Genomic DNA, 19,587 nt, shown 5'->3' with positions numbered 1-19,587 from the left:
GCGCGGCCCCCGCCGCTTCGTTCGCTCCGCTCCTCTCCGCCCCGTCCCCCACCTCGACTGCTGGAATCAGCACGCTTTCGTCGCGCCCGGCGGACCGGAGGGTATGGACGCGCCCGCCGTTCCGCCCGTCATCTTCGCGCTCTCTCTCGGTCCCGCGGTGGCGTGGGGGTTCACGCCCGTCATCGAGAAGCGCGCGCTCTCGAACGGCGGCCGACCGCTCCAGGCGGCGCTGACCGTCATCGTCGTGGACACGGTGCTGTACGTGCTCGCCCTCCTCGCCCGCGGGGAGGTGCCGTTCGTCGACCTCTCGGCCGGCACGCTAGCCGTGTTCGTCGCCGCGGGCGTCTTCGGCACCGCGCTCGGTCGCATCGCCATCTTCGCGGGCAACGCCCGCGTCGGCGCCAGCGTCAGCAGCGCCGTCGTCAGCGCCCGCCCCCTGTTCGCCACCGCCTTGGCCGTCGGCTTCCTCGGCGAACCCGTCGGACTCACCACCGCCGTCGGCGTCGTCGTCCTCGTCTGCGGCCTCGCGGCCCTCTCGGTGGCGAAGGGCGGTGACCTCGCCGGGTGGGAGACGCGCGACTTGCTCGTCCCCCTCGCCGCCGCCGTCTCGTTCGCCGTCGGCAACGTCCTCCGGCGCTACGGGCTCGGTGTCGGCGAGACGACGCCGCTGGAGGCCGTCGCGCTGAACGAGTTCGCGGCGCTCGTCGCACTGCTCGCGTACGCCGTGGCCCGCGGCCGTCGCGACGTGTTCACCGCGCCGCCGCGCACCTACCTCGTCTTCGCCGTCAGCGGCGTCCTCACCGCCGGCGCGCTGCTCGCCATGTTCACCGCGCTGTCGATGCCCGCGGGGCGCGTCGCCCTCGTGGACCCGCTCATCGCCACGGCACCGCTGTTCACCACCGTGTTCTCGTACTTCCTGCTGTCGGACCTCGAACGGGTGACGCGCGGCATCGTCGCGGGTGCCCTCCTCGTCGTCGTCGGGGCGGCGCTCGTGACGGTGTGAGCGCCCGCAGAATCAGGTAGCCGAGAGGGTACGGTTACGCCTCGTCACCCGTCGCGCCGCCGGTCTCCACCGCGTCGAGCGCCGTGACGTCGTAGTACTCCGCCTCGTCGGGGACCGCGACGCGCGCGCTGACCTGCCTGTGTTCGTCCGTCCCGAGGTCGGACTCGCGGACGAGGACGCGCCGCCGCGGGTCGTGGTCCTCGTCGTACAGCGTGAGGCGGACGACGCCGTCTCGCGGTTCGCCCTCGTTCACGAGAGTCGCGTCGAGCGTCGCCGTCTCCGCGTCGTACCGGCCGACGGAGGCGACGCGTTCGCCGTGGTCGTCGCGCAGTTCGGGGCCGGAGACGGTGAGCGTCTCGGAGGCGTCGCCCCGCGAGTCGCGGTACATCTGCAGGCGGTTCTCGATGCCCTCCGCGTACCGGTCGGCGTCGCCCGAGAGGCGTTCGCGCATCGCGACGACCAGTCCGTCCAAATCGTCCACCAGCGACGCGCGCGACGTCTCGCCGTCTCTCGCCTCGTACTGGTCGAGGAGGGCTCGCGTCCGTTCGAGTTCGTCCGACACGTCCGCGTCCGCGTCGCGTTCGATGCGGTCCAGCGAGTCGCGCACGTTGAGGACCGGCGGGAGTTCGCCGCCGCCCTCGCCGCCTTCGCCCGCGGCGTCGGGACGCTCGTCGTCCGTCGGGTCGTCCTTCGGCGCGGGGTGACTCGTCAGGTCGCCGTCGCCGTGTTCCGAGCGGTCGGTCACGTCCGACTCGCGGGTGTCGGCGTCGTCGGGAGCCATGCCCGGTGCTACCGACGGCCGTCGCCTAAGCGTGATGGCGGACGTTCGCGGCGGCGAGAACGGGGCGCACCGGCCCCGACGGTGCGTACGACGAACGTCGAACCCTGTCTTGCCGTATTGCGGAAACACTTTTGCACCCCGTACGGACGTTCGTGACAATGACTGCAGGTGGTCTATCGTGACGATGGAGGACCGCATCGAGGAACTCCGCGAGAAACGCGAGCGTGCGCTGAAAGGCGGCGGCGAAGAGCGCATCGAGTCCCAGCACGAGAAGGGGAAGATGACCGCCAGAGAGCGCATCGACTACTTCCTCGACGACGGGACGTTCAACGAGTTCGACCAGTTCCGGACCCACCGGAACCACAAGTTCGGGATGGAGGAGAAGCAGTTGCCGGGCGACGGCGTCGTCACCGGCTACGGCGAAGTCGACGGCCGCAAGACGTTCGTCTTCGCCCACGACTTCACCGTCTTCGGCGGGTCGCTGGGCGAGGTGTTCGCCGAGAAGGTGTCGAAGGTGATGGACAAAGCCGTCGAAGTCGGCGCGCCCATCGTGGGCCTGAACGACTCCGCGGGCGCCCGCATCCAAGAGGGCGTCCAGTCGCTCGGCGGGTTCGGCGAGATATTCCGCCGGAACACCGAAGCCTCGGGCGTCGTCCCGCAGATTTCCGCCATCATGGGGCCGTGCGCCGGCGGGGCCGTCTACTCCCCCGCCATCACGGACTTCACGTTCATGGTGAAGGACACGAGCCACATGTTCATCACCGGCCCGGACGTCATCAAGACGGTCACCGGCGAGGAGGTGACGTTCGAGGAACTCGGCGGGGCGCAGACGCACGCCTCCACCTCCGGCGTGGCGCACTTCGCGTGCGACTCCGAGGAGGAGGCCCTCGACCAGATTCGACTGCTGCTGTCGTACCTCCCGCCGAACAACGTCGAGGACCCGCCGCGCGTCGAACCGTGGGACGACCCCGAACGCGCCGACGAGTCGCTGGAAACCGTCGTTCCGGACGAACCCCGGAAGCCGTACGACGCCCACGACGTCATCGACGGCGTCCTCGACGAGGGGTCGTTCTTCGGCGTCCACGAGGACTTCGCGAAGAACATCGTCGTCGGGTTCGGCCGCCTCGACGGCCACTCCGTCGGCGTCGTCGCCAACCAACCGCGCGTCAACGCCGGCACCCTCGACATCGAAGCCTCGGAGAAGGCGGCCCGCTTCGTCCGCTTCTGCGACGCGTTCAACGTCCCCATCGTGACGTTCGTGGACGTGCCGGGGTTCCTGCCGGGCACCGACCAGGAACACGAGGGCATCATCCGCCACGGCGCGAAACTGCTGTACGCCTACTCGGAGGCGACGGTGCCCCTCCTGACGGTCATCACGCGGAAGGCCTACGGCGGCGCGTACGACGTGATGGCGTCGAAGCACCTCGGCGCGGACGTGAACTACGCGTGGCCGACGGCCGAAATCGCGGTGATGGGCCCGCAGGGCGCGGTGAACATCCTCTACAGCGACGAGTTGGACGCCGCCGAGGACCCCGAGGCGCGCCGGGACGAACTCATCGAGGAGTACCGCGAGGAGTTCGCCAACCCGTACACGGCGGCGGACCGCGGGTTCGTGGACGACGTCCTCGAACCGACGGAGACGCGGGCGCGACTCGTCGAGGACCTGGAGATGCTCCGGTCGAAGCGCAAGTCGCTGCCCGACAAGAAACACGGGAACATCCCGATATGAGCCGCGTCGAGGAGGCGAGCCTCACCATCCCGGAGACGGCCGACGAGGACGAGGCGGCGGCCATCGCCGCCGCCGTCGCCGCGCACCTCCGCGACAGGGAGGCCGCGGCCGCCGCGGCCGCCGCCGAGGGCGAGATGGAGTCGTGGGACGGCGAGCGCTGGCGGTTCGCCGGGCGGTTGGCGTCGGTCACCGGGCGCGCCGCGCGCGTCCCCGACGGCGCGCCGCGCGACGGGTGGGCGGCCGCCGGCCGGACGGACCGGTTCTGACCGGCCGTCCGGGACCGCTCGCCACCCCCGTGCTGACGGCGCGTTTATGTGTTCGCGTAGCCAACTACAGCCCACATGCCCGAAGAGACGCTGTTCAAATCAGAGAGTTCGATGGACCGAAGCGAAATCGCCGCGTACCTGCGGAAAGTCGCCGACAACCTCGACGCCGGGGAGTCGCTCACGCTCTCGGCGGGCGGACAGTCGGTGACGATGGAACCGCCGTCGCGGCCGACGTTCGAGGTGAAGGCCGAACGCGAGGGACCGGCCGGCGGGCCGGGCGAACTCAGCGTCGAGTTCGAGTTGGAGTGGGACGAGGGCGCGGGCGAGGGCGGCGACGGCGACAGCACGCTGGAAATCTCGTAACGGCAGCCCGCGGCGGCCGACGGGCGCGGCCGGTGCCGTCGCTCACGGCCCGAGGACGTCGAGAATCGGTTCGCCCGTCTACGCCGTCTGCTGCTGCGCGCCGCCCTTCTTTCGCGTGATGTAGCCCGCGATGCGGTTTCGGACACCCTTCGACTCGACGTTTGTGAGCTTGCTCACGCTCTCTTTGTTCGTCTCGAAGTCCGTGTTGAACGCCTGCGGGTACTTCTCCAGCAGGAGCTTCCCGAGTTGCTTGACGTACTTGGGTTTGATAGCCATGCGCGAGAGTATCCACAGAGCGCACTAAAACGATTCGTTCCGTCCCCGTCGCGGCGCGACGCTCAGGACCGCTCTTCGAGTCGCTCCCGCCACCCCGATAGCCTCTCGACGGTGGCGAACGCCTCCTTCTCGGCGTCGCCGCCGCACTTCTCCACCGTCTCCGCGAAGTAGCGCAGTCGGGAGAGCAGTTCGTCGGTGTCGTAGGCGTCCACGTCGAGTCGCGAGGCGGCCACCGTGGCGTCTATCACCGCGGCGAACCCCCGGTTGACGGTCGGCACCGTCGTCTCGACGACGGCGCTCTCGCGCGGGTGCAGTTCCCACTCCTCCCAGCGCGTCCCGCCGCGTTCGCCGCCGTCGACGCGCGTCACCTCGACGTCGACCCACGCGTGCGCCGCGTCGAGGACCGGGTCGGGTTCCTCGCGGACGGTCATCGCCGCCGAGACGAACTCGCGGGGGTCAGAGACGAACTGGACCACCCCGCCGCCCCGGCGGTGAAAGTTCCGCCGCGTCCGGGTGTTGCCCCACGTCGTCGCCGTCACGGGGTCCGCCGCCTCGTCGGGCGCGTGCAGTCCGAGGGCGGCGACGTTCCACAGGTCGTTCGGTCCGCGCGTGGTCACCACGGACTCGGTGACCCCCCGGAGTCCGACCGGCCACCCGTCGGGGAACCCCTCGTCTCCGCTCACACCTCCACCCCCCGTTCGAGGGCGACGAACGTCGCCGCGCAGACGACGTCCGCCGTCGTTCCCGGGTTGACACCCTCGGCGACGAACTCGTCGGCGAGTTCGGCCACCCGTTCGGGGTCGCCGCGGGCCTCGGCGGCGCGGCGGCCCACCTCGGCGGCCGCCTCGGGGCCGTGGTTCGTCCGGACCAGCGAGTCCTCCCAGTCGGCGAGGAGGCCGACGAACGCGCGGGCGACGCGGTCCGGGACGGGGCCGTCGTCGGCGAGGATGGCGTCGGCGGTCCGGAACGTCCGCGAGAAGCCGTCCGTCCACTCCGCGGCGTTGCCGTCGCCCTCGCTCGCGGCCATCACGTCGTACAGCGTCGTCCCGCGTTCGCGCAGGGCGGGAATCGCGTCGCTCCCCCGGCGCACGTCGAGGGCCGCGGCGTCCGCCGGCGGGTCGCCGACGGCCACGTCCACGTGTTCGAAGGCGCGGTAGAAGTCCGCGGCGTCGGCGACGGTGGTGGACTCGACCACCCTCGTCGCGCCGGCGGGCGAGAGTTCGCCGGCGGCCGCGGCGCGGACGAGGGGGACGAGGAGGAGCAGACAGCCGAACTGTGTGTTGCCGCCCGACTGGTGGCGCATCCCCTCGACGGCGCGTTCGAACGCCAGTCCGACGGGGGCACCCGACTCGGCCCGTCGGAGTCCCTCGCCCGACCCGACGGCACCGGCGAGGAAGTGCTCGAACCGGAGGTCCGGGAGGTCCCGCGCCCTGTCGACGTTGCCGGGTTTCGGCGTCCCGGCGACGTCCAACAGGAGCGCGAGTTGGGCGTTCTCGGCGGGCGTTCGGGGTCGCTCGCGGCCGTCTTCCGCCGCGCCATCGCCAGCCGAATCGCCGGTCGCCGAGTGGTCGGCCGCCGTATCATCGGCCGCCGCATCGTCGGCCGTCGGGTCGTCGGTCACGCGTCCACCTCCGCGGCGAACCAGTCGTCCACCGCCGCCCGGACGCGTCGCAGGACGCGCGGGTCGGTGCTGGGTCGCCCGACGCTGACGGCGTCGGCGCCGTAGTCGAGGTACTCGCGGACGCTCTCGGCGTCGCGCACCTCGTTGTTGGCGACGACGAACGGGGCCGCGTCGTCGTCGCCGACCGCCGACGCGACGTCGGCGACGGCGGGTTCGGAGTCCATCGCGTCCACGTGGACCATCGACGCGCCGGCGTCGGCGACCCGTCGCGTCGTCTCTCCGAGGTCGACGCCCGCGACTTCGGCGCGGACTTTCACGCTCACCGTCGCCCCCTCGTCCGCCGCGGCGGCGACGTACTCGCAGAGGCGGTCGGCGTCGCGGAGGAGGCGTTCGCCGCACCCGACGGCGCACAGTTCGGGCTGTCGGCAGTGGGCGTTCACCTCCAGCACCGCGCCCCGGTCGGCGCAGACGCTCGCAGCGCGGCGGACGGGGTCCAGCGTCGCGCTCCGGACGTTCACCGCGGCGTCGACGTCGGCGTCGGCGAGGGCGTCGAGTTGCTCGGCGACGAACGCGAACGGGTCGTCCGGCAGGAACTCGTTCCGGTCGCGGGCGACGAGTTCGCGGGCCGCCGCCCTGCTCTCCTCGTCGAGGCTGACGCCGCCGAGGAACGCCATCCCGACGTGCGGCGCGGCCCGTCGCGCCCACGCGGCGTCCGCCTCGCCCGAGAGACTCGCGAGGGCGACGCGCGGTTCGAACATCACGACACCTCCGCGAGTGCGTCGGCGACGGCGCGGGCGACGCGCGCGGCGTCGTCGGGGCCGTCCATCCTCGTGTCGGTGCGGACGACGGGCCGGTCCAGCGACGTGCCGTCGTCGTCGTCGAGGACGAACGCGTCGGCGAACGGGTAGGCGTCGGCGACGCCGGCGGTGGAGGGGTCGTAGCCGACGCCGGCCATCAGTTCCGCCGCCGGCCCGGAGAACACCCGGTCCTCGACGAACGGCGAGACGGCGACGACGGGCGTCCGGTCGAGGGCGTCGCGGAAGGCGTCCATCGCCAGCATCGGGCCCAGACTGGTGACGGGGTTCGAGGGGCCGACCACGACGGGGTCCGTCAGGGCGTCGCGGACGGCGTCGGTCGGTTCGGCGTCGTCGGCCCCGCGGAACTCCACGTCCTCGACCTCGGGGTCGGCGCGGCGGTGGACCCAGAACTCCTGGAAGTGCATCGCGCCCTCGTCGGTGTGGACGATGGACGCGACGGGGTCGTCCGACATCGGCAGCAGTTCGACGTCGAGGTCGAAGGCGTCCGCGAGCGTTCGCGTCGCCTCGGTCAGCGTGTGGCCCTCGTCGAGGAGGGAGGTGCGCGTGAGGTGGACCGCGCGGTCCCGGTCGCCTATCTCCATGAACTCGGCGACCCCGGAGAACCGCCGCCAGCGCGCGATGTCGCGTCCGGCGGTCTGCGCCTCCGCGGGGAGGTAGCGCGGTCCGGGTTCGAGGCCGGCCGCCTCGGCAAGGCGGTGTAGTTCGTCGTCCGTCGCCGTCGTGTCGCCCGCGATGCCCCACCAGCGGTCGGTGTCGAGGACGCCGCCGCCGTGGAACAGGACGGTGTCCACGTCGGGGCAGACGAGGTGCCCGCCGAGTTCCACGTCGTCGCCCGTGTTGGCGACGACGGTGGTCTCCGACGGGGCGAACACCTCGCCCGAACCGTCGAGCAACTTCGGGGTGCCCGTCCCCCCGGCGAGAAACGTGACCATGCCCGGCGGTAAGCGGACGGGCGGTTTGAAACTTCCCTCACCGGCACTCGCGGCCACCGGAAAACCACTTGCGTCCGCGGGTCGAAGTCGCGGCGATGACCGAACTCGACTCCCGTCTCCGTCTCGCAGTCGCCCTCGTCCTCGTCGTCGCCACCGTCGCCGCACCGGTCCTCGGCGTCCTCCTCGTGGCCGACGTCTCCGCCGCGGGCTTTCAGACGCAGGTGTCCGGCACGACCACCGCGTCGTCGACGACGGTGGGGAACGCGTCGGTCCCGGCCCCGTCGGCGGTGACGGTGGTCGTGCGCGCGCCCGAGTCGGTGCGGCCGCGCCTCGAACGGCAGGTCCGGGAGGCGTTCGCCGCCGAGGGCCTCGACGTGACCGTCGCCGCGGAGATTCCCGACGGCGACGCGCCGGTCGTCGTGGTCGTCGTGGACGAGTGGGACGGCCGGTGGAACCCCGTGACGCCGAGTGCGACCGTCGAGTGGCGCGCCGTCTACGACGCGAACGGCCACGAACGGCACGTCGAGGCCGCCCTGGCCGACGACGTCGTCGTCTTCGACTCGCGGGACGGCCCCGACCTGGTCGCGTCGGGCGACTACCGCCTCGAAGACTCGGCGACCGGCGTCGTCTCGCGGCCGGCGTACCGGCGACACCTCGCCGACGCCGTCGCCGCGGAGACGGCCCAGCGCGTCGTCGCGGAGATTCGACGCGAGCGGACGCGGTGAACCACCCGCACGGGCGAGAGGGGCGGCGAGCGTGAACGGGAACGAGAAGGTCAGGCTATTTGACGGCGCACCGACGACTCCGAGTATGAACGCGATAAAGGACAGCGTCCACGACTACATCGGCCTCGACGCCCTCGCCGAGGACCTCGTGGACGCGCCGGAGATGCAACGCCTCCGGCACGTCAAACAGCTCTCGACCGTCCGGCTGGTCTATCCCTCCGCGAACCACACGCGGTTCGAGCACTCGCTGGGCGTCTACCACCTCGCCGCCCGCGCCCTCGACCACCTCGAAATCGACGGCGACAGGGCGCGGCACGTCCGCGCGGCGGCCCTCCTCCACGACATCGGCCACGGACCGTACGGCCATCAGACCGAGGAGGTCATCCGCCGTCGGACCGGCGCGCACCACGACGAGATAGGCCACCTCCTCGACGGGACGGAGGTGGCGGCGGCCCTCGTCGCCCACGGCCTCGACCCGGACCGCGTCGCCGCCATCGTCCGCGGGGAGGGCGAACTCGGCCAACTGGTCTCCGGGGAGTTGGACGTCGACCGGATGGACTACCTCGTGCGGGACGCCCACCACACGGGCGTCCCCTACGGCACCATCGACACCGGCCGCCTCGTCCGCGAACTCCGCTACCGCGACGGCGAACTCGTCCTCGCGGCGGGGAACGTCCAGACGGCCGAGTCGCTACTGCTCGCCCGCGCCCTGATGAACGGGACCGTCTACCGCCACCACGTCTCCCGCATCGCGGGGGCGATGCTCGAACGCGCCTCCGAACGCCTCCTCGACGCGGGGGCGGTCGGCGTCGACGAGTTTCGGCGGATGGCCGACCACGACCTGCTCGTCGCCCTCCGCGACCACGTCCCGGACCTCGGCCGCCGCATCGAACGCCGCGACCTGTACAAGCGGGCGGTGTGGCAACCGCTCGCCGGCGTCCCCGCCGACGTGGTCGAGATGGATTACGAGGCGGCCCGCGCCGCGGCGGCGGAGATTGCGGACGCGGCGGGCGTCGACCCGGACGACGTGCTGGTCGACGTCCCCGCCCGCCCGCGCTTCACGGAGTCGCGGACGCGCGTCGTCGTCGACGGCGCCGTCCGGCGACTGGAGGAGGCGTCGGAGCTCGTGACCGGGCTCCGCGCCGCCGAACGGACCCAGTGGCGACTCGGCGTCTACGCGCCCGCGGCGGCGACGGACAACGTGCGGGACGCCGCGACGGAGGTCCTCGGACTCGCCGAGACCCGTTCCGGCACCGGCGAGTGAGAGGGAAAGACCGTTACCGTCCGGCGGTCGACTAGCCGGCGATGCGACGCAGACGACTGCTCGCCGCCCTCTCGACCCTCCCCGTCGCCGTCGCCGGATGCGGCGGCCGCACCGACCCGACGACGCCCGCGCGGACGCCGACGCCGACGGCCACGCCGCCGGACACGGCGACGCCCATCGCCGAGACGACGCCGCTCCCGGACCCGCCGGCGTCGCCGACGGCCGAGGACGCCCTCGCGTTCGTCCGCGCGTACGAACGCGTCGCGGCGACGAACCGCATCGTCCGGCGCGGCGGCGACGGCCCCGCGAGAGACCCCGAAATCGGCGAGCCGAAGGCGACGCTCGTCGTCGAGAGCGAGGACGGCTTCTACCTGTTCGGCGCGTGCCGCGCGGAGGCCCGCTACGGCGACGAGGGCGGCTTCGGCATCAACCGGCACGAGGTACCGCACTTCGTCGGCCGCGACGGGAGCCACGCCGTCGCGCCGTGGACCGCCGTCGTCTGCGACACGCGCGAGGACCCGTACGCCGCCGCAGACGACGCGGAGAACGCCGTCACGCCCAACGAACGGGCGGGCGCGGAGATTCACCTGTTCCGGTTCGACGGCGGCGACCACGCCGTCGAGGTGACGGTGGAGTACCTCGACGACGGCCCGCCGCGCCGCGTCTTCTCGACCACCGTCGAGGCGGGGTCGGACCTGCCGGACCCCGCCTACGACTTCGTCCTCGCGAACCTCGCGGTCCGCAGGGGGCGATACCGCGTCGCCGTCGACGTGCCCGCGGCCGATACGGCAGACGACGACGCGGTGACGACGTGGACGCTCGCCGACCCGGAGGCGCCCTCGTGGACCGGTCTCTCCGTCTTCGTCGGCGACGACGGGCGGCCGTCCGTCGCGCTCCCCGAGACGGACGACGACTCGCTGGTGCCGGGGCCGTCGCTGTGTTTCAGACACGCCGAGGCGTACGAACACGAGGACCGGGACGACTGAGACGGACCAGCGTCAGTTCTCGGGCGTCCCCTCGCGGCGGTCGGACTCGTATCGAAATCGCAGCGGTGGATATCGCGTTCGTCCCTCGCATCGCAGAGCGTTCCCAACTGGGTGAACCGAGGAGACGGCTCTCTCGACTGCGTCCGTCCGACTTCCGAGCGAGCGCGTTTCCGACCTCTCGCCTGCGCTCGTTCGCTCCGTTCGGCCTCTTCTCGACCGCTGTCGGACGACTTCGAAAACGGCGTTTCCGGCGGACATTCGTCCATCTTCTCGTTCGATAGGGGAATCCGTCGTTCCGGTTACGGCAACGTCTGAACCGCCGGCAATCTATTGTATCCGCCGCAAGAGATGGTAATATAAATACATAATGTTAATTTAATATAGATGGTCGCCTCTATTGAGTTGCACGTTAGTCACGGACGATTGTCGTGTCACCCCGAGAGGGCCAAGAGAAAACTCATGAAGTACGTTCGAATAGCGATTGCACTAGCAGTACTGCTCGCGTTGACCGTTGGCGGTACTGGAGCGGTGGCGGCCGAGCACCTGAAGGGTCACGAGGACAACGGACACGGAAACGACTGTGACGGTACCGACGATACGAACCCGTCGCAAAATCCGGAGAAGAAAGACACGGGCGTGAACGACAACGCGAAATATCCGCGTCCGCAGTGCGAGTTGAAGAAGTAGTTCGAGTGATTGCGTTACCGACGGAACTTCGTCGGTCGTTCGTTTTACTCCGTATCCGACTCGAAAGGCGTTTTCGTGCCCCCCGAGACTCGTTCCTTCGGTACCCTCTCTCGCGTCGTCGCTCGCCGACGGCCGGGGAGCGTCGGTGAGACCGGAGGTCGGACGTTCCCGAGAGGGGTCCGGCTAGGGGGAACGACCGACCGGACGCGGGCGAGGGGGCGCGGCGAGGACGGCCGACGCGCCCGACGGTTTTTATCCGAAGCCGGCTCACGTTCTCGCATGACGACCATCAAGGACAGCGTCCACGACCACATCGAGGTCGAGGGCGTCGCCGAGGCACTCCTCGACACCGAGGAGGTGCAACGCCTCCGGCACATCAAGCAGTTGGGGACGGTCCAACTCGTCTACCCCTCCGCGAACCACACGCGGTTCGAGCACTCGCTCGGCGTCTACCACCTCGCCTCCCGCGCCCTCGACCACCTCGGCATCGAGGGCCTGCAGGCCGAACGAATCCGAGCGGCGTCCCTCCTCCACGACGTCGGCCACGGACCGTACAGCCACAACGTCGAGAGCGTGACGCACCGCCACACCGGGAAGTACCACGACGACGTCCACGAACTCATCGCCGAGGGGGCGGTGGGGGACGTCCTCCGCGACAACGACTTAGAGCCCGCCCGAATCGCGGACCTCGTCGCGGGCGAGGGCAAGTACGGCCAACTGGTCTCCGGGGAGTTGGACGTCGACCGGATGGACTACCTCGTGCGGGACGCCCACCACACGGGCGTCCCCTACGGCACCATCGACCACGAGCGACTGATTCGAGAACTCACGTTCGCAGACGGCGAACTCGTCCTCGCGGAGGGGAACGTCCAGACGGCCGAGTCGCTGTTGCTCGCCCGCGCCCTGATGAATCCGACCGTCTACCAGCACCACGTCGCCCGCATCTCGAAGGCGATGCTCCGGCAGGCGACCGAACGCCTCCTCGACCAACCGGACCTCTCGGCCGCCGAACTCCGCCGGATGGACGACCACGACCTGTTGGCCGCCCTGCGGATGACGCCCGAGACGCGCGCGTTCGCCGACCGACTCGGCAGTCGGACCCTGTTCAAGCGCGCCGTCTGGGCGGAGATGGACGCCGTCCCCGACGGCGTCGTCGACGCCGACCACGACGACTACCGGGCGTTCGAGTCGCGCATCGCAGACCGGGTCGGACTCGACCCCGAGTCGGTCATCGTGGACGTGCCGCCCCGGCCGTCGATGACCGAGTCGACCACGCGCGTGATGGTCAGCGGGGAGGCCCGCCGCCTCGGCAAGCAGTCGCCCCTCGTCTCCGCCCTCCGGACGGCGCAGAACCAGCAGTGGCGACTCGGCGTCTACGCGCCCGCGGACGAGACGGCGGCCGTCGGCCGCGCCGCCGTCGAGGAGATGGGACTCGACATCGACGGCGCTCTCGTCTCGGACGTGCGACCCGGCGTCGCCACGACGCTGGACGAGTTCGCGGAGTGAGCGACGGGGACCGCGAGCGCCCCGACCCCGCGCGCCAGAACGGTACGTCAGGTGTTAGCTTCCGACCGTGACGGCGAACCGTTCGGCGCCTGCCCGTAGAATCCCGAACTTTCGAGGGGTCTGCGTGAATACGCGTTCTCGTCGAGCGTCCGATACGACTATCCCGACACGGGTTATAGTTCTCTATGGTATGACACGACATATTATGATGGTGAACTACACCGCAGAGGGGATGGCGAACATCGAAGACAGCCCGGACAGGCTCGACGACGGCAAGTCGCTCGTCGAATCCATGGGGGGCGAAGTCGTCGACTTCTACCTCACGATGGGCCGATACGACCTCCTCGTCGTCGTGGACGGACTCGACGACGACGCGATGGCGAAAGTGGCCCTCACGCTGGGGAGAGAGGGCGCCATTGAGACGGAGACGCTCAAAGCGTGGCCCGAAGACGAGTACCGGGAGATAATCGCGGGGCTCCCGTAGGGGACGGCTCCCGCACGCTCTGGTGAGGGCCCGTGTGCGGTTCGGGAGTTTCAAGCGCTCGCCGCGGTCAGTACCATCCATGCACGTCGAGGGAACCATCCTCGCCGGCCGCGACTTCGAACCCGTCGAGGGTCGCGTCGTCGTCGAGGACGGGGAGATTGCGGCCGTCGAGGAGGCGGCCGTCGAGTCGGAGAACGTCGTCCTCCCGGCGTTCGTCAACGCGCACACGCACATCGGTGACTCCATCGCCAAGGAGGCCGGTGCGGGGTTGTCGCTGGACGAGTTGGTCGCGCCGCCGGACGGCCTGAAACACCGTCTGCTCCGCGCGGCGAGTCACGAGGAGAAGGTCGAGGCGATGCGGCGGTCGCTCCGCCTGATGGCGTCCACCGGTACCGCCGCCTGCGTCGAGTTCCGTGAGGGCGGCGTCGACGGCGTCGAGGCCATCCGCGAGGCCGCCGCGGGACTGGCGATAGACCCCGTCGTCCTCGGACGCGAGACGGCCGACGCGATGCGGGCGTCCGACGGGTTCGGCGCGTCCGGCGCGCGCGACGCCGAGTTCGACGACCTGCGGGCGGAGACGCGCGAGGCGGGCAAACTGTTCGGCATCCACGCGGGCGAACGCGACCCGCACGACGTGGACCCCGCACTCGACTTGGACCCCGACTTCGTCGTCCACGTGGTCCACCCCGAACCGTCCCACCTCGACCGCATCGAGGCCGACGAGGTGCCCGTCGTCGTCTGCCCGCGGTCGAACCTCGTCACCGGCGTCGGCGTGCCGCCCCTTCGCGACCTGTTGGACCGGACCACCGTCGCCCTCGGGACGGACAACGTGATGCTGAACTCGCCGTCGATGTTCCGCGAGATGGAGTTCGCCTCGAAACTGACCGACGCGACGGCGACGGAGGTGCTCCGCATGGCGACGGCGAACGGCGCGGAGATAGCGGGGCTGAACTGCGGCGTCGTCGAACCCGGCCGCGAGGCGAGACTGCTCGTCCTCGACGGCGACTCGGACAACCTCGCCGGCGCGCAGGACCTCGTGCGGGCCGTCGTCCGCCGCGCCGGCGAGGCGGACGTGACGGACGTCGTCTACTGAACCGCCCGCGGGTTTCGTTTCGTAATATTCCCGGTGGAAAGTATTAAGAGCGTGAGTCTGCTACCGTGAGGTGAGTTAACAATGATGTACCAGCGTATCCTCGTCCCGACCGACGGCTCGGCCGGGTCCGAGCGCGTCCTCGAACACGCCATCGGACTCGCGTCGGTCCACGACGCCACCGTCCACGCGCTGTACGTCATCAACAGCGGAAGCTTCGCCGGCCTCCCGATGGAGACGTCGTGGGAGGGGTTAGACGACATGCTCCGCGCGGACGCCGAGGCGGCGATGGACGAGGTGTGCGCCATCGCCGCCGAGTCGGACGTCCCCGTCGAGACGGCCATCGTGGAGGGGACGCCGAGTCGCGAAATCGTCCGCTTCGCCGAACGCGAGGGCTGTGACCTCGTCGTCATGGGCACCCACGGCCGCGGCGGCATCGACCGACTCCTCCTCGGCAGCGTCGCCGAGAAAGTCGTCCGGGCGTCGGAGGTGCCGGTGTTGACGGTCCGCGTCGACGGCGGCGACGAGACGGAGCGAGGGACGGAGGCGGAGTCGGAGGGCGAGACCGAACCCGGCGTCGAGGCGGACTGAGGCGTCCGCTCGGGGTCGGGTCGCGAACGACGACCGGAGACGATGACACACAGACGCTGGAGCGCGGTGGTTCGGGCCGGCGAGGCGACCGACCGCGACGACGCCGTCCTCCCCCTCACGCGGTGGGTGGCGTGGTTCATCGTCCCGTTTCTGGCGGCCGCGTTTCTCGTCCTCTACGGCGTTCCCGACCGGACGACGGCGTTCTTCGCGTGGACGATTCGACCGGAGATGACGCCCGTCGTGATGGGTGCCGGCTACGGCGCGGGCGTCTACTTCTTCTATCGCGTCGCCACCGCCGACGAGTGGCACACCGTCGCTCCGGTGTTCCTCGGCATCGCGACGTTCACGTGGTTCATGGCCGTCGCCACCGTCCTCCACTGGGAGAACTTCAACCACGGACACCACACGTTCTACCTCTGGGTGTTCCTCTACGCCCTGACGCCGGTGCTCGTCCCGGCCGTCTGGGCGCTCAACCGACGCACCGACGCCGGCGCGCGGAGCGACGACGAGGTGTCCCTTCCCCGCGTCGTTCGACTCTTCGGCGGCGCTCTCGGCGTCGTCGTCACGGCCACCGCCGTCGTCCTGTTCGTCGACCCCGGCCCGATGGTCGGCGCGTGGCCGTGGGCCGTCTCCACCTTCACGGCGCGGATTCTGGCCGGGTGGTTCGCCCTGTTCGGCGTCGTGAACGTCGCCGTCGTCCGCGACCCGCGGTGGAGCGCGGCGCGGATTCCGGTCCAGAGCGAGGTGCTGGGGTTCGCGCTGGTGCTGGCGGGCGCCGCGCGCGTCTGGCGGAACTTCGACCAGACGAACCCGCTCACGTGGGGCGTCGTCGGCGGAATGGCGCTGTACCTGCTCGGACTCCTCGCGCTGTACGCCCTGCTGGAGCGACGCCGGACCGATTCGGGGGCGGACGCGTCCTGACCGCTCGTCTTCAGCGCGCCGGCCGCAGGTGTTCGCAGTCGCCGGCGTGGACGACGCGTTCGCCCTCGTCGGTCCGGACGACCAGCGCACCGGGGACGCGCACGTCCACCGCCTCGCCCTCGACGACGCCGTTCGGCGTCTCGACGCGGACGCGTTGACCGAGCGTCGCGGCGCACTCGCGCCACGCCGACAGAATCGCCTCGGGGTCGGCGGTCAACTCGTCGAACGTCTCCAGCACGCGCTGGAGGAACACCCGCCGGTCCACGTCGCCCACCTCGTCCCTGATGCTCGTCGCGCCCGGCGGGAGCGCCTCGCCGTCGACGTTGGCGTTCACGCCGATGCCGACGACGAGCCACGACACCCTGTCGGCCTCGCCCTCCATCTCGGTGAGGACGCCCGCGAGTTTCCGGCCGCCGCGGTCGGTTCGGTCGTCGCTCACGAGGACGCCGTCACCATCCGTTGACGTCCCCTCGTTCGGTTCCCTCACGAGGACGTCGTTCGGCCACTTTATCGACGCGTCGACGCCGGCCTCTCGCGCGGCCCGCGTGACGGCGACGGCGGCGGCGAGCGTGTAGAGCGGCGCGTGCGCGGGGGGTATCTCGGGTCGGAGGACGAGACTCGCCCAGACGCCGCCCGCGGGCGCGGTCCACTCGCGTTTCAACCGGCCGCGACTCCCGGTCTGTTCGTCGGCGACGACGACGACGTCCGCCGCGCCCGCCGCCGCGAGTTCGCGCCCCCGGTCGTTCGTGCTCCCGACCGCATCGTGGAACTCCACCTCGTAGGGGGCGTCGAGGCCGAACTCGACGGCCGCCGCGCCGTACGCGGGTACGTCGGTGACGCGGTAGCCGTCGTCGCCGCTCTCGATACCGAACCCCGCCTCGCGGAGGGCCTCGACCTGTTTCCAGACGGCGGCGCGGGAGACGCCCAGTCGCTCCGCGAGTTCCGGGCCGGTCGTCGGGCCGTCGGCGAGGGCGGCGAGGAGGGCGCGTCGCGTCTCGTTCATACCGGGGGTGGGTCGCTGAGGAAGAAGAAATGCGGGGTCTTCGCGCAAGAACGAAGTCGACCGGCTGCGACGGTGAGACGATGCCTTCCGAGAAGGAGAAGATGCTCGCCGGCGAGATGTACGACCCCCACGACCCGACGCTGGTCGAGGAACGCCGGGACGCACGGCGACTGACAGCGGAGTTCAACGCGACGGCGGCCGACGAGGCGGACCGACGGGAGTCGCTCCTCCGGGACCTGTTCGGGTCGGTGGGGGAGAATCCGCACGTCGAACCGCCGTTCCGGTGCGACTACGGCTACAACGTCCACGTCGGCGACGACTTCGCCGCCAACTTCGACTGCGTGATACTCGACGTCTGCCGGGTGGAGTTCGGCGACGACTGCATGGTCGCTCCCGGCGTCCACGTCTACACCGCGACGCACCCGCTCGACGCCGAAGAGCGCGTCGCCGGCGAGGAGTACGGCAAACCCGTCACCGTCGGCGACCGGGTGTGGCTGGGCGGCGGCGCAATCGTCAACCCCGGCGTCACCATCGGCGACGACAGCGTCGTCGCCTCGGGCGCCGTCGTCACGCGGGACGTGCCGAGCGACGTCCTCGTGCAGGGCAACCCCGCCGAAGTCGTCAAAGAACTGTAGCCGGTCGCGCCGACCGGGACCGGCGGCCGGCTATCCGCGGACTGTTCGAGGACTACCCGGAGACTATTCGAGGACGACCAGCACGTCGCCCATGTCGACGCTCTCGCCCTCGCCGACGAGGACTTGCGCGACGGTGCCGCCGCGTTCGGCGACCACGTCGTTCTCCATCTTCATCGCCTCGAGGACGCAGACCACGTCGCCGGACGCCACCTCGTCGCCCTCCTCGACGTCAACCGAGAGGATGGTCCCCTGCATCTCCGCGGCTATCTGCTCGCCGTCGCCCTCGATGACGACCTCTTTTTCCTCGTCTGACTCGGCTTCCGCGGGGCGCGACCGGGTGTTGCCGCCAGCGCTCGCGCTTCCGCCGGACGGGTTCGGGATGGCGGGCGCGCCGCGCTCTTCGAGGCTGACCTCGAAGCGCTTGCCGTTCACCTCGACGGTGAAGTCGCGCTCGGTGACCTCCTCGTCCTCGTCGCCCTCGCTCTCGGCCTCCGCCGGCCCCCACTTCTCGACGGCCCGTTCGATGCGCGCGGTGTCGAGTTCCTCGTCGAGGTACTTCGTCGTGTGCTCGCCGGCGCGGAACGTCTCGTCGGTGAGCATCAGCCGGTGGAACGGGATGATGGTGTGGAACCCCTCGACGTCGAACTCCGCGAGGGCGCGTTCGGAACGGGCCAGACACTCCGTGCGGTCCGACGCGGTGACGATGAGCTTCGCTATCATCGAGTCGTAGTCCGTCACCAGGTCGTCGCCCTGTCGGAGGGCGTCGTCCATGCGGACGCCGATGCCGCCCGGCGGGTCGTACGTCTCCAGGTTTCCGCCCGGCGCGGGCGCGAAGCCGTTCGCGGCGTTCTCGGCGTTGATGCGGAACTCCATCGAGTGGCCCTCGATCTCCACGTCGTCCTGCTCGAAGTCGAGTTCCTCGCCGGCGGCGACGCGCAGTTGCCACTTCACCACGTCGATGCCCGTCACCTGCTCGGTGACGGTGTGTTCGACCTGAATCCGGGTGTTCACCTCCATGAAGTAGAACTCCCCGTCCTCGACGAGGAACTCCACCGTCCCGGCGTTGGTGTAGTTGGCCGCATCGACGCCGCGACGGGCCGCCTCGCCGATTCGCTCGCGGAGGTCGTCCGAGAGCGCCGGCGAGGGAGCCTCCTCGATGACCTTCTGGTGGCGGCGCTGGAGCGAACAGTCGCGTTCACCGAGGTGGCGCACGTTGCCGTGGTGGTCGGCGAGAATCTGCACCTCGATGTGGCGCGGCGCTTCGAGGTACTTCTCGACGTAGACGGAGGCGTTGTCGAAGTACGCCTCGCCCTCTCGCTGCGCCGTCTCCAACTGCTCTTCGACGTCCGCCTCGTCGTGGACGACCTTCAGTCCGCGGCCGCCGCCGCCGCCCTCGGCCTTGATGGCGACGGGGTAGCCGTACTCGTCGGCTATCTCCTTGACCTCCGCGGCGGACTCGACGGGTTCGGTCGTCCCGGGGACGACGGGCACGTCGGCGTCCTGCATCAGGGCGCGGGCCTTCGTCTTCTCGCCGAGACGCTCCATCGCGTCGGCGGAGGGACCGACCCACGTCATCTCCGACGCCTCGACCTTGGCGGCGAATTCGGCGTTCTCCGCGAGGAAGCCGTAGCCGGGGTGGACGGCGTCGGCACCGGCCTTCTCGCCGGCCTCGATGACCGCCTCGTGGTCCAGATAGGAGTCCGCCGCGCGCGCGGGTCCGACGTTGTACGCCTCGTCGGCGTAGCGAACGTGCCCGGCGTGCTTGTCGGCGTCGCTGTAGACGGCGACGGTCCGGACGCCTAGCTCTTTGCACGCCCGCATCACGCGGACGGCAATCTCTCCTCGGTTGGCGACGAGAACCTTACTGAACATTTACGGGAGTATTCCCGAACGCGCCACCTCATTC

At 70.5% G+C, this 19,587-nt stretch carries 22 protein-coding genes; 14 read left to right on the top strand and 8 right to left on the bottom strand.

Features of this window, described 5'->3' with window-relative positions; all coding sequences use genetic code 11:
• Nucleotides 1–103 precede the first annotated feature (103 nt).
• Complete coding sequence (locus BM310_RS11410) at nt 104–1,003, top strand: EamA family transporter (protein WP_089807796.1); 900 nt, start codon at nt 104–106, stop codon at nt 1,001–1,003.
• A gap of 34 nt (nt 1,004–1,037) precedes the next feature.
• Here the strand turns inward: BM310_RS11410 and BM310_RS11405 are convergent, their stop codons facing one another.
• Nucleotides 1,038–1,784 carry a hypothetical protein gene (locus BM310_RS11405; RefSeq protein WP_218156433.1) on the bottom strand — a complete coding sequence of 249 codons (747 nt, stop codon included), beginning with the start codon at nt 1,782–1,784 and terminating at the stop codon, nt 1,038–1,040.
• 184 nt (nt 1,785–1,968) lie between these two features.
• Between BM310_RS11405 and BM310_RS11400 the strand changes: the two genes are divergently transcribed.
• The 3 genes from BM310_RS11400 (at nt 1,969) to BM310_RS11390 (ending at nt 4,142) form a co-directional block, all read left to right on the top strand.
• On the top strand, nt 1,969–3,513 hold the full coding sequence (locus BM310_RS11400; RefSeq protein ID WP_089807794.1) for an acyl-CoA carboxylase subunit beta: 1,545 nt from the start codon (nt 1,969–1,971) through the stop codon (nt 3,511–3,513).
• The gene (locus BM310_RS11395) at nt 3,510–3,779 is read left to right on the top strand and encodes an acc operon protein (protein ID WP_089807792.1); all 270 of its coding nucleotides are present in this window, start codon (nt 3,510–3,512) and stop codon (nt 3,777–3,779) included. Before BM310_RS11400 ends, BM310_RS11395 begins: the two co-directional genes overlap by 4 nt.
• A 75-nt stretch (nt 3,780–3,854) precedes the next feature.
• Nucleotides 3,855–4,142 (top strand): amphi-Trp domain-containing protein, encoded by a 288-nt coding sequence (locus BM310_RS11390; RefSeq protein WP_089807790.1) that lies wholly within the window; start codon nt 3,855–3,857, stop codon nt 4,140–4,142.
• A 78-nt stretch (nt 4,143–4,220) separates the two neighbouring features.
• On the opposite strand, the gene BM310_RS11385 is transcribed toward BM310_RS11390, so the two are convergent.
• The 5 genes from BM310_RS11385 to cofD form a co-directional block, all read right to left on the bottom strand.
• A complete protein-coding gene (locus BM310_RS11385) occupies nt 4,221–4,418 on the bottom strand; it encodes a 30S ribosomal protein S17e (RefSeq protein ID WP_089807788.1) in 198 nt (65 codons plus the stop codon).
• 62 nt (nt 4,419–4,480) lie between these two features.
• Nucleotides 4,481–5,101 (bottom strand): DUF447 domain-containing protein, encoded by a 621-nt coding sequence (locus BM310_RS11380; protein ID WP_177232598.1) that lies wholly within the window; start codon nt 5,099–5,101, stop codon nt 4,481–4,483.
• Nucleotides 5,098–5,892 carry a triphosphoribosyl-dephospho-CoA synthase gene (locus BM310_RS11375; RefSeq protein ID WP_245778507.1) on the bottom strand — a complete coding sequence of 265 codons (795 nt, stop codon included), beginning with the start codon at nt 5,890–5,892 and terminating at the stop codon, nt 5,098–5,100. Before BM310_RS11375 ends, BM310_RS11380 begins: the two co-directional genes overlap by 4 nt.
• Nucleotides 5,893–6,035: 143 nt before the next feature.
• The gene (locus BM310_RS11370) at nt 6,036–6,797 is read right to left on the bottom strand and encodes a tRNA-dihydrouridine synthase (protein WP_089807783.1); all 762 of its coding nucleotides are present in this window, start codon (nt 6,795–6,797) and stop codon (nt 6,036–6,038) included.
• Entirely contained in the window at nt 6,797–7,789 is a 993-nt protein-coding gene (gene cofD, locus BM310_RS11365) for a 2-phospho-L-lactate transferase (protein ID WP_089807781.1), read from the bottom strand. The genes BM310_RS11370 and cofD overlap by 1 nt, the downstream gene beginning before the upstream one ends.
• A gap of 95 nt (nt 7,790–7,884) precedes the next feature.
• Between cofD and BM310_RS11360 the strand changes: the two genes are divergently transcribed.
• From BM310_RS11360 to BM310_RS11325, 9 genes are all read left to right on the top strand, one after another.
• Nucleotides 7,885–8,514, top strand: a complete 630-nt coding sequence (locus BM310_RS11360) for a hypothetical protein (protein ID WP_089807779.1) — start codon at nt 7,885–7,887, stop codon at nt 8,512–8,514.
• An 85-nt stretch (nt 8,515–8,599) separates the two neighbouring features.
• On the top strand, nt 8,600–9,778 hold the full coding sequence (locus BM310_RS11355; RefSeq protein WP_089807777.1) for an HD domain-containing protein: 1,179 nt from the start codon (nt 8,600–8,602) through the stop codon (nt 9,776–9,778).
• A gap of 41 nt (nt 9,779–9,819) precedes the next feature.
• Entirely contained in the window at nt 9,820–10,764 is a 945-nt protein-coding gene (locus tag BM310_RS11350; protein ID WP_089807775.1) for a hypothetical protein, read from the top strand.
• 459 nt (nt 10,765–11,223) lie between these two features.
• A complete protein-coding gene (locus BM310_RS20980) occupies nt 11,224–11,451 on the top strand; it encodes a hypothetical protein (RefSeq protein ID WP_143105151.1) in 228 nt (75 codons plus the stop codon).
• A 279-nt stretch (nt 11,452–11,730) separates the two neighbouring features.
• Nucleotides 11,731–12,957 carry an HD domain-containing protein gene (locus BM310_RS11345; protein WP_089807772.1) on the top strand — a complete coding sequence of 409 codons (1,227 nt, stop codon included), beginning with the start codon at nt 11,731–11,733 and terminating at the stop codon, nt 12,955–12,957.
• Between the two features lie 190 nt (nt 12,958–13,147).
• The gene (locus BM310_RS11340; RefSeq protein WP_089807770.1) at nt 13,148–13,441 is read left to right on the top strand and encodes a GYD domain-containing protein; all 294 of its coding nucleotides are present in this window, start codon (nt 13,148–13,150) and stop codon (nt 13,439–13,441) included.
• A gap of 79 nt (nt 13,442–13,520) precedes the next feature.
• Nucleotides 13,521–14,534 carry an amidohydrolase family protein gene (locus BM310_RS11335; RefSeq protein ID WP_089807768.1) on the top strand — a complete coding sequence of 338 codons (1,014 nt, stop codon included), beginning with the start codon at nt 13,521–13,523 and terminating at the stop codon, nt 14,532–14,534.
• 81 nt (nt 14,535–14,615) lie between these two features.
• A complete protein-coding gene (locus BM310_RS11330; protein ID WP_089807766.1) occupies nt 14,616–15,122 on the top strand; it encodes a universal stress protein in 507 nt (168 codons plus the stop codon).
• A gap of 42 nt (nt 15,123–15,164) precedes the next feature.
• Nucleotides 15,165–16,043 carry a hypothetical protein gene (locus BM310_RS11325; protein ID WP_143105150.1) on the top strand — a complete coding sequence of 293 codons (879 nt, stop codon included), beginning with the start codon at nt 15,165–15,167 and terminating at the stop codon, nt 16,041–16,043.
• Nucleotides 16,044–16,053: 10 nt separating this feature from the next.
• On the opposite strand, the gene BM310_RS11320 is transcribed toward BM310_RS11325, so the two are convergent.
• Nucleotides 16,054–17,046 (bottom strand): biotin--[acetyl-CoA-carboxylase] ligase, encoded by a 993-nt coding sequence (locus tag BM310_RS11320; RefSeq protein WP_089807762.1) that lies wholly within the window; start codon nt 17,044–17,046, stop codon nt 16,054–16,056.
• 80 nt (nt 17,047–17,126) lie between these two features.
• On the opposite strand from BM310_RS11320, the gene BM310_RS11315 reads away from it, so the two are divergent.
• On the top strand, nt 17,127–17,681 hold the full coding sequence (locus tag BM310_RS11315) for a sugar O-acetyltransferase (RefSeq protein WP_089809186.1): 555 nt from the start codon (nt 17,127–17,129) through the stop codon (nt 17,679–17,681).
• Nucleotides 17,682–17,744: 63 nt separating this feature from the next.
• Here the strand turns inward: BM310_RS11315 and pccA are convergent, their stop codons facing one another.
• Complete coding sequence (gene pccA, locus BM310_RS11310) at nt 17,745–19,553, bottom strand: propionyl-CoA carboxylase biotin carboxylase/biotin-carboxyl carrier subunit (RefSeq protein ID WP_089807760.1); 1,809 nt, start codon at nt 19,551–19,553, stop codon at nt 17,745–17,747.
• Nucleotides 19,554–19,587: the final 34 nt, after the last annotated feature.

Origin of the sequence: Halogeometricum rufum (genome assembly GCF_900112175.1) — an archaeon.
Taxonomy (GTDB): Archaea; Halobacteriota; Halobacteria; order Halobacteriales; family Haloferacaceae; genus Halogeometricum; species Halogeometricum rufum.
This window is presented reverse-complemented; position numbering and strand designations above follow the sequence as displayed.

What these genes read in the sequence shown, in the direction of transcription:
- BM310_RS11360 (WP_089807779.1), top strand. Translation starts at nt 7,885, where the DNA reads ATGACCGAACTCGACTCCCGTCTCCGTCTCGCAGTCGCCCTCGTCCTC.
- BM310_RS20980 (WP_143105151.1), top strand. Translation starts at nt 11,224, where the DNA reads ATGAAGTACGTTCGAATAGCGATTGCACTAGCAGTACTGCTCGCGTTG.
- BM310_RS11405 (WP_218156433.1), bottom strand. Translation starts at nt 1,784, where the DNA reads ATGGCTCCCGACGACGCCGACACCCGCGAGTCGGACGTGACCGACCGC.
- BM310_RS11320 (WP_089807762.1), bottom strand. Translation starts at nt 17,046, where the DNA reads ATGAACGAGACGCGACGCGCCCTCCTCGCCGCCCTCGCCGACGGCCCG.
- BM310_RS11395 (WP_089807792.1), top strand. Translation starts at nt 3,510, where the DNA reads ATGAGCCGCGTCGAGGAGGCGAGCCTCACCATCCCGGAGACGGCCGAC.
- cofD (WP_089807781.1), bottom strand. Translation starts at nt 7,789, where the DNA reads ATGGTCACGTTTCTCGCCGGGGGGACGGGCACCCCGAAGTTGCTCGAC.
- BM310_RS11400 (WP_089807794.1), top strand. Translation starts at nt 1,969, where the DNA reads ATGGAGGACCGCATCGAGGAACTCCGCGAGAAACGCGAGCGTGCGCTG.
- BM310_RS11385 (WP_089807788.1), bottom strand. Translation starts at nt 4,418, where the DNA reads ATGGCTATCAAACCCAAGTACGTCAAGCAACTCGGGAAGCTCCTGCTG.
- BM310_RS11330 (WP_089807766.1), top strand. Translation starts at nt 14,616, where the DNA reads ATGATGTACCAGCGTATCCTCGTCCCGACCGACGGCTCGGCCGGGTCC.
- BM310_RS11390 (WP_089807790.1), top strand. Translation starts at nt 3,855, where the DNA reads ATGCCCGAAGAGACGCTGTTCAAATCAGAGAGTTCGATGGACCGAAGC.
- pccA (WP_089807760.1), bottom strand. Translation starts at nt 19,553, where the DNA reads ATGTTCAGTAAGGTTCTCGTCGCCAACCGAGGAGAGATTGCCGTCCGC.
- BM310_RS11345 (WP_089807772.1), top strand. Translation starts at nt 11,731, where the DNA reads ATGACGACCATCAAGGACAGCGTCCACGACCACATCGAGGTCGAGGGC.
- BM310_RS11370 (WP_089807783.1), bottom strand. Translation starts at nt 6,797, where the DNA reads ATGTTCGAACCGCGCGTCGCCCTCGCGAGTCTCTCGGGCGAGGCGGAC.
- BM310_RS11410 (WP_089807796.1), top strand. Translation starts at nt 104, where the DNA reads ATGGACGCGCCCGCCGTTCCGCCCGTCATCTTCGCGCTCTCTCTCGGT.
- BM310_RS11315 (WP_089809186.1), top strand. Translation starts at nt 17,127, where the DNA reads ATGCCTTCCGAGAAGGAGAAGATGCTCGCCGGCGAGATGTACGACCCC.
- BM310_RS11325 (WP_143105150.1), top strand. Translation starts at nt 15,165, where the DNA reads ATGACACACAGACGCTGGAGCGCGGTGGTTCGGGCCGGCGAGGCGACC.
- BM310_RS11340 (WP_089807770.1), top strand. Translation starts at nt 13,148, where the DNA reads ATGACACGACATATTATGATGGTGAACTACACCGCAGAGGGGATGGCG.
- BM310_RS11355 (WP_089807777.1), top strand. Translation starts at nt 8,600, where the DNA reads ATGAACGCGATAAAGGACAGCGTCCACGACTACATCGGCCTCGACGCC.
- BM310_RS11335 (WP_089807768.1), top strand. Translation starts at nt 13,521, where the DNA reads ATGCACGTCGAGGGAACCATCCTCGCCGGCCGCGACTTCGAACCCGTC.
- BM310_RS11350 (WP_089807775.1), top strand. Translation starts at nt 9,820, where the DNA reads ATGCGACGCAGACGACTGCTCGCCGCCCTCTCGACCCTCCCCGTCGCC.